We start from the raw sequence: 7,212 nt of genomic DNA, 5'->3' as shown, positions 1-7,212 counted from the left end.
GAAGACTTAATCAATTTTATAGATTTTTTATCCGGGATTGCCGGGTAGAACCTGATATATCTTACTTACTTTATCTAGTTTTGAAAGTATAAACTAAAGGTTGAAACGCGCGTTATGGCCCGTATCATTTTTGATAGATCGAATGAGAATCGCCAGATTCGATATGAGATATAGAAGATGAATAGGGACAGCGAGTTGAAACTGGATATCATTATCTTTCATTTGTCTGGTGACGATGGCAGAGAGGTCACACCTGTTCCCATACCGAACACAGAAGTTAAGCTCTCTAGCGCCGATGGTAGTTGGTCTTACGATCCGCGAGAGTAGGACGTTGCCGGGCAATATATAGATGGATGCGATGAGCCGCACACTGGGGACCTGTTAGGTCTCTTTTTTTATGTCTTAATTTAAGTGAAATTATTTGCTTCTTTATATTCGAAGTCAATTTTATTGTGAGATATAATGATATAGATAGAGATTACCAAAAGAGGGATGAAGATGAACTTAAATACGCCTATATTAAATCAAATGAAAGCGCATTTTGAAGATTTGGAGCCTATTTCTTTGCATGTGCCGGGTCATCATTATAATACGATTGGTCATCTGAATGAAATTCAATTTAAATATGATGTGACGGAGATAGCAGGGATGGATGATTATCATCATCCGGAATCGATAATTCTTGAAAGTGAAAAGAAATTAACGAGAAATCAATTATACGAATCCAGGTATTTAGTTGGAGGGACAACGAGTGGTATTTTGTCAGCAATATTAGGTGTCTTACATAATCATCAACATGTAGATGGTCATCGTATTGCTATTATGAGGAATGCACATAAATCTATAATTAATGCTATTAATATAGCAAAAGCAAATACTTATATACTTCCTACAAAAATTTCTGAGATTACAAATGAATATTCAGGTGTTGACTTAGAACAAGTTAATCATGATATTCTAAAAAATGTAGAAGTAGTTGTATTAACTTATCCTAACTATTTTGGAGAAACGTATCATATAAAAGAAGTTATAGAATTTTTTCAATCAAGAAATATTGTTACCATAATAGATGAAGCTCATGGTGCACATTTTGATATTTCTACTTCATTTCCGAGTTCATCTATTAACTATGGGGCAGATATCATTGTGCAGTCATATCACAAAACATTACCTGCCTTTACGATGAGCTCAGTGATGCATATTAGGAAAGATAACCTATATATTGAAGATGTGTGGCGTATGTATTCTATACTTCAATCTTCTAGTCCCTCCTATATGTTGATGTTAGGATTAGAACACGCGCATCAATTCTACTTAGACTATGATGAGGTATTGTTTTTCCATAGGCGCCAAGAATTGATTGATATATTTAGAAAAAAGGGGTTTCAGATGATTATTCCTAGTGACCCCTTAAAATTATTGATAAATCATCAAGAATTATCAGGTTTTCAAATTGCTGAATTATTAGCGCAGCATCATATACACACGGAGTTAAGCAACGAAAAATTTTCACTGATTATCCTTCCTTTATGGCATAATGGGGATAGATATCCATTTAAAACATTAGTGGAAAGAATAAAACAATTAAAGATTGAAGATGTTGCTTTAAAGGATATTATCATAAAAGAAAATGATATTTTATTAAACAAAAATAGTTCAGATGGTGTTATTCATTACCGGACGCAATCTGATTTAAAAAAATGGATTCCTATAAGTGAAAGTGAAGGTTATTTTTCAGTCCAGCCAATCGTGCCATATCCACCAGGGATACCTTTAATTATGCAAGGAGAAGAGATTAAAAAAGCTGAGATTGAAGGCTTAGCACAGTATATGTCTAATGGTGGAAAGGTACACGGCATTAAAGAAGGAAAAATTTTAGTTTATCAATAGTTAGGAGAAGAGTATGTCTTATTTTATAACGATTGAAGGGCCAGAAGGTTCTGGAAAGACCACGGTAATCAAAGCAATCGCTGATCACTTAATAGCACGCTTTGATGTGGTTTGCACAAGAGAACCTGGAGGTATAAAAATTAGTGAGGACATTCGAAAGATATTGCTAGACGAAGCGAATGTAATGGATTATCGTACGGAAGCATTATTATTTGCTGCAAGCAGAAGACAACATCTTGTTGAAAAAGTATTGCCAGCACTTCAAAAAGGGGAAATTGTCATTTGTGATCGGTTTATAGATAGTTCGTTAGCATATCAGGGCTATGCTAGAGGTATTGGAATGGATGAAATTCGCTCTATTAATGAATTTGCGATTGAAGGGAAATATCCAGATTTAACATTATACCTTAAAGTAAGTGCAGAAATCGGTTTAAATCGTATTAAAGATAATTCACGTGAAACAAATCGTCTAGATAAAGAAGCGATTGATTTTCATGAACAAGTAGTTGAAGGATATGATATATTGGCCGCACAGTATCCCGAACGTATTTGTATTATTGACGCTGAACAGTCACCAGAGCAAGTGGTATCAGAAAGTATGAAATGGATTAATCAGTTATTGAATTAATTTATGATATAATTTAATAAAGAGGTGTTTAATATGAAAATGATAATAGCAATCGTGCAGGATCAAGATAGCCAGACGTTATCTGATGAACTGACTAAGCATAATTTTAGGACTACTAAATTGGCGTCAACAGGTGGTTTTCTGCGTGCAGGGAATACGACATTCTTATGTGGTGTAGAAGATGAACGTGTGGACGAGTTATTAAACCTTATCAATTTGAAATGTAGAAACAGAGAGCAGACCATTACGCCAGTTACGCCAATGGGTGGAAACGCCGATGCATATATTCCTTTTCCGGTTGAGGTAGAAGTTGGTGGAGCAACTGTATTTGTTATGCCGATCGAACAATTTCATCAGTTTTAATTAAGCTGCGCTAAGCGGCTTTTTCAATATATTTAAAGGAGTTTAAGATGCAACAATTAATGCAAGCAATAAAAAACAATAAGCTCAGTCACGCGTATTTGTTTGAAGGTTCTAATAAGCAGGCATTAAAAGAAGAAGCAATTATATTTGCTTCAGCAATTATTTGTGGCGATGATGAAGTTTGTCATACTAGAATAGCGGCCCATAATCATTCTGATTTTTTTATTATGGAAACTGATGAAGCTACGATAAAAAAAGAGATGATTGAAGAAGTACTTCATAAAATGAACCAAAAGCCGATTGAAGGATCATATAAAGTTTATATTATTGTTGATTTTGATAAAGTGACAACACAGGGCGAGAACAGTATTCTTAAGTTTCTGGAAGAGACACCAGGGAATACAATTGCATTATTGTTAACAAGCGCACCAAATGAAATATTGCCGACAATTCATTCGCGATGTCAGCATATTTCAGTACAGAATAGACAGGATATCTTATTAACATTAAGTGAGCAAATCCCTACACCTTTACTAATGACATTATCCAAATTAATGATGAGTGAGGATGAGGCAATTTCTTGGTATACAGAGAAGAACTTTGGAGAAATTCGAAACCAGGTCGTAAATTGGCTACAGACATTATTAAATGGTGATATGATGGGGCTTATTCAAGTTTCGCAATTACAATCACACATCTCAGAACGTGTATATCAACAAATTGCATTGGATATGGTGCAATTATTTCTGCAAGATATATTATATCTTCAACTGAATGAACAGTCAGTAAGCAGCTACCCTGATTATGAAGTTGCCATACAACGTATCAGTCAAAAAATTACGATTCAACAATCGATTAATATGATAGAAGCAGCGCTTAATGCAAAGCAGAAGTTATTACAATATGTAAATGCAGCATTAGTTTTTGAGCAAATGGCAATCAAAATTGTAGGTGAGGTTAGAGCATGATAGAAATTATAGGTGTCAAGTTTCACAGAGCTGGACGTACAGAATATTACAGTCCAGGGCATGAACAATTTAATGAAAATGAGTATGTCGTAATCAATCATAAGAAACGTGGAATGGAATTAGCACGCGTCGTAATACCTAATAAAGAAGTTAATGAAGATGAAGTCGTAATGCCAGTTGCGGTCATTCACAGAAGAGCGACTGAAGATGATCTTATAAAGTATGAACAGAACATGGTAGATGCCGATATTGCGCTTGAAATATGCAAAAATCATGTTAAAAATCATGGACTCGATATGCGCCTCGTCAGTGCAGCTTACACATTAGATAAAGGGAAGATTATATTTAATTTTACTGCAAGTGAACGTGTGGACTTTAGAGAACTTGTGAAAAGTTTAGCATATGATTTGAAAACACGTATAGAGCTTAGGCAAATTGGTGTTAGAGACGAGGCAAAGATTTTGGGAGGTATAGGGCCTTGTGGCAGAAGTCTATGTTGTGCAACGTATCTTGGAGACTTTGAGCCTGTATCCATTAAGATGGCGAAAGATCAAAATTTGTCATTAAATCCTACAAAAATTTCAGGTGCATGTGGGCGATTGATGTGCTGTCTGAAATACGAAAATGATTATTATGAAGAAACAAGAAAAAAACTACCAGATATCGGCGCAATTATTGATACACCACACGGTAAAGGGAAAGTTATTCGACTTAATATCCTAGATGTTACAATGCAGATAAAGGTACCGGAAATTGAAGCGCCAATTGAATATCATATTGACGAAGTAGAAGTTTAGGGGGGCTAGAATTGAATCGAGACGAAATGTTGATGAGACTTTCGCAACTTGAAAAAGACATTAATCAAATTAACGAAAGCTATGAACAGTTAAAAACAATGGTTGTAGAACTCATTGAGGAAAATGTCACGTTAAATTTAGAAAACGATAACTTACAGATGTTTATACATGAACCAAAACAAGAAGAGGCGAAAGTACCAAAGAAACATAAAGTACTGCAAAGTAAAGATAATCTTGCAATGCTTTATGCAGAAGGTTTTCATATATGCCCCACGGACTTATTCGGTAAACACCGTGGGGGCGAGGGCTGTATTTTCTGCTTAAACTTATTATCTGATCACAAATAAAAGAGGGCGAAGTGCCTTTTTTATTAGGGAGGGAAAAATGTTAAAAGAAAATGAACGATTCGATCAGCTTTTAAAAGAAAATCTATCCATCATTCAAAATGATGATGTATTTTCGTTTTCCACAGATGCATTATTACTGGCGCATTTCACACAATTACGTGCAAAGGATCAAATAATGGATCTCTGTTCGGGTAATGGGGTTATACCTTTACTCTTGTCGTCTCGTACAACAATGACTATAGATGCGATAGAAATTCAAGATGCATTGGTTGATATGGCAGTACGTACAATCCAGTATAATGATTTGGTATCTCAAATAAAAATGCATCATATGGATCTCAAAGATGTTGGTAGTACATTCTTACCAAGTCAATTTGATGTTGTTACATGCAACCCACCTTATTTCAGAGAGAATCAATCTTATCAGCATTTAAAGGAAGCGCATCGTATTGCACGTCATGAAGTAATGTGTACATTCAAGGATTGTGTACGTGCTGCAAACCATTTACTTAAGCAAGGGGGCAAGATGGTGATTGTTCAACGAGCTGATCGATTAGCAGATGTTATTGTAGATATGAGAACGGGGGGCATTGAACCGAAGCGACTCATTCCAATTTACTCCAAAAAATCTAAAACGCAAGCGATTACTGTTATTGTTGAGGGGATTAAAGGTGGTAAACCAGATTTGAAATTACAACCGCCATTTTATATATATAACGATGACGGAACTTATAGTTCAGAGATGAATGGCATTTATTATGGATAAACATTATATATATATCCTGAAATGCGCAGATGATTCACTTTATACAGGATACACAACACATTTAGATAGAAGATTAGCCGTACATAGTAGCGGAAAAGGTGCGAAATATACAAGAGTAAGATTACCTGTTGAACGCGTATATGATGAAAGCTTTGATTCAAAACGCGAAGCTATGCAAAGAGAATATGCGATAAAACAAATGACAAGAGCTCAGAAACTTAAGCTCATAAAAGGAGATTTAGAATGACCGGGGTATTATACTTAGTAGGTACACCAATAGGAAATCTAGAGGATATCACATTTCGAGCAGTTAGAATATTAAAAGAAGTAGATTATATTTACTGTGAAGATACGCGTGTCACAAGAACACTGACGATGCATTATAATATTGATACACCTTTGAGGAGTTATCATGAACATAATAAAGATAAAGTCACTGATCAGCTGATTGAAACATTGGTATCTGGCAATCATATCGCGCTTGTATCAGATGCGGGGTTACCACTAATTAGTGATCCAGGTTATGAACTCGTAGTAGAATGCCGTGATAAGGGCATTAGAATAGAAACGATACCTGGTCCAAATGCCGCACTCTCAGCACTTATGACAAGTGGCATTGCTTCATATTCATTTATTTTTGATGGTTTTTTGCCCCGTAAAGATAAGGAGAAGAAAAAGAGGTTACAGACTTTAATGGAACTCCCTCATACAGCGATTATATACGAATCACCATTTCGTGTGAAACATACGATTGAAACAATAATGGAAATTGATGCAACAAGAGAAGTAGCTATTGCAAGAGAATTAACTAAGAAATTCGAACAAGTAGAAACAGCGAATGTAAGAGAAATCTATAATAAATTAGACAATGAGATCAACTTGAAGGGCGAATTTGTAATCATAATCGATGCAGTAAATGAAGCGGATAAAGTACATTGGTGGACAGAACTAACTGTGTATGAGCATGTTATACATTATATAGAAACGGGCATGCAATCCAAAGAAGCAATCAAACAAACCGCAGTTGACAGAAATATGAAGAAGAATGAAGTATATGACATTTATCATATTGAACATTAAAAAAGGTGCCGTAGGGCACCTTTTTTAATGTATATTATATTTAATTTTCTTCTTGCTCTTCTTTTTCTTTGATTTCTTTAAGTAATTGTGCGATGCCTTCTTTGCTTAATACAAGTTTACCGCCAGCTAATAGATAGTTGTCTTCAGAAACATCTCCAGTGACAGCACAAGTCATGCTAGGTTTATATTTTTTTAAAATAATTTTATCTGCATCAGTATAAATTTCTAAAGCATCTTTTTCAGCAATATCTAAAATACGTCGTAATTCAATTGGAATAACAACGCGTCCTAATTCGTCAACTTTTCTTACGATACCTGTAGATTTCATTTTATTTCCTCCATATAATTGCATATTTAATAATATCAGTAAATT

At 34.9% G+C, this 7,212-nt stretch carries 10 protein-coding genes and 1 rRNA gene; 10 read left to right on the top strand and 1 reads right to left on the bottom strand.

Annotated elements, in window-relative coordinates; all coding sequences use genetic code 11:
• Positions 1-225 precede the first annotated feature (225 nt).
• From rrf to rsmI, 10 genes are all read left to right on the top strand, one after another.
• A 5S ribosomal RNA gene (rrf, locus tag CD152_RS11635) occupies positions 226-340 on the top strand.
• 158 nt (positions 341-498) lie between these two features.
• Entirely contained in the window at positions 499-1,890 is a 1,392-nt protein-coding gene (locus CD152_RS11630) for an aminotransferase class I/II-fold pyridoxal phosphate-dependent enzyme (RefSeq protein ID WP_165980819.1), read from the top strand.
• A gap of 13 nt (positions 1,891-1,903) precedes the next feature.
• A complete protein-coding gene (tmk, locus tag CD152_RS11625) occupies positions 1,904-2,518 on the top strand; it encodes a dTMP kinase (RefSeq protein WP_103214813.1) in 615 nt (204 codons plus the stop codon).
• Between the two features lie 33 nt (positions 2,519-2,551).
• Complete coding sequence (locus CD152_RS11620) at positions 2,552-2,881, top strand: cyclic-di-AMP receptor (RefSeq protein ID WP_015912428.1); 330 nt, start codon at positions 2,552-2,554, stop codon at positions 2,879-2,881.
• Between the two features lie 47 nt (positions 2,882-2,928).
• Positions 2,929-3,849, top strand: coding sequence for a DNA polymerase III subunit delta' C-terminal domain-containing protein (locus tag CD152_RS11615; protein ID WP_103214812.1), 921 nt, complete (start codon positions 2,929-2,931; stop codon positions 3,847-3,849).
• Entirely contained in the window at positions 3,846-4,646 is an 801-nt protein-coding gene (locus tag CD152_RS11610; protein ID WP_103214811.1) for a PSP1 domain-containing protein, read from the top strand. The genes CD152_RS11615 and CD152_RS11610 overlap by 4 nt, the downstream gene beginning before the upstream one ends.
• An 11-nt stretch (positions 4,647-4,657) precedes the next feature.
• Complete coding sequence (gene yabA, locus CD152_RS11605) at positions 4,658-4,993, top strand: DNA replication initiation control protein YabA (RefSeq protein ID WP_015912425.1); 336 nt, start codon at positions 4,658-4,660, stop codon at positions 4,991-4,993.
• Positions 4,994-5,030: 37 nt separating this feature from the next.
• Positions 5,031-5,759 (top strand): tRNA1(Val) (adenine(37)-N6)-methyltransferase, encoded by a 729-nt coding sequence (locus CD152_RS11600; RefSeq protein WP_086039330.1) that lies wholly within the window; start codon positions 5,031-5,033, stop codon positions 5,757-5,759.
• A complete protein-coding gene (locus tag CD152_RS11595) occupies positions 5,752-6,006 on the top strand; it encodes a GIY-YIG nuclease family protein (RefSeq protein WP_041636233.1) in 255 nt (84 codons plus the stop codon). Before CD152_RS11600 ends, CD152_RS11595 begins: the two co-directional genes overlap by 8 nt.
• Positions 6,003-6,839 carry a 16S rRNA (cytidine(1402)-2'-O)-methyltransferase gene (rsmI, locus tag CD152_RS11590; protein ID WP_086039329.1) on the top strand — a complete coding sequence of 279 codons (837 nt, stop codon included), beginning with the start codon at positions 6,003-6,005 and terminating at the stop codon, positions 6,837-6,839. The genes CD152_RS11595 and rsmI overlap by 4 nt, the downstream gene beginning before the upstream one ends.
• A 40-nt stretch (positions 6,840-6,879) precedes the next feature.
• Here rsmI and CD152_RS11585 read toward each other — a convergent pair whose 3' ends face one another.
• Positions 6,880-7,167, bottom strand: a complete 288-nt coding sequence (locus CD152_RS11585) for an AbrB/MazE/SpoVT family DNA-binding domain-containing protein (protein WP_015912422.1) — start codon at positions 7,165-7,167, stop codon at positions 6,880-6,882.
• Positions 7,168-7,212 lie beyond the last annotated feature (45 nt).

The organism is Macrococcoides caseolyticum, from assembly GCF_002902665.1.
Lineage (GTDB): Bacteria > Bacillota > Bacilli > Staphylococcales > Staphylococcaceae > Macrococcoides > Macrococcoides caseolyticum.
Note: the sequence above shows the minus strand (reverse complement) of the source record. Positions and strands in the feature narration are given on the sequence as shown.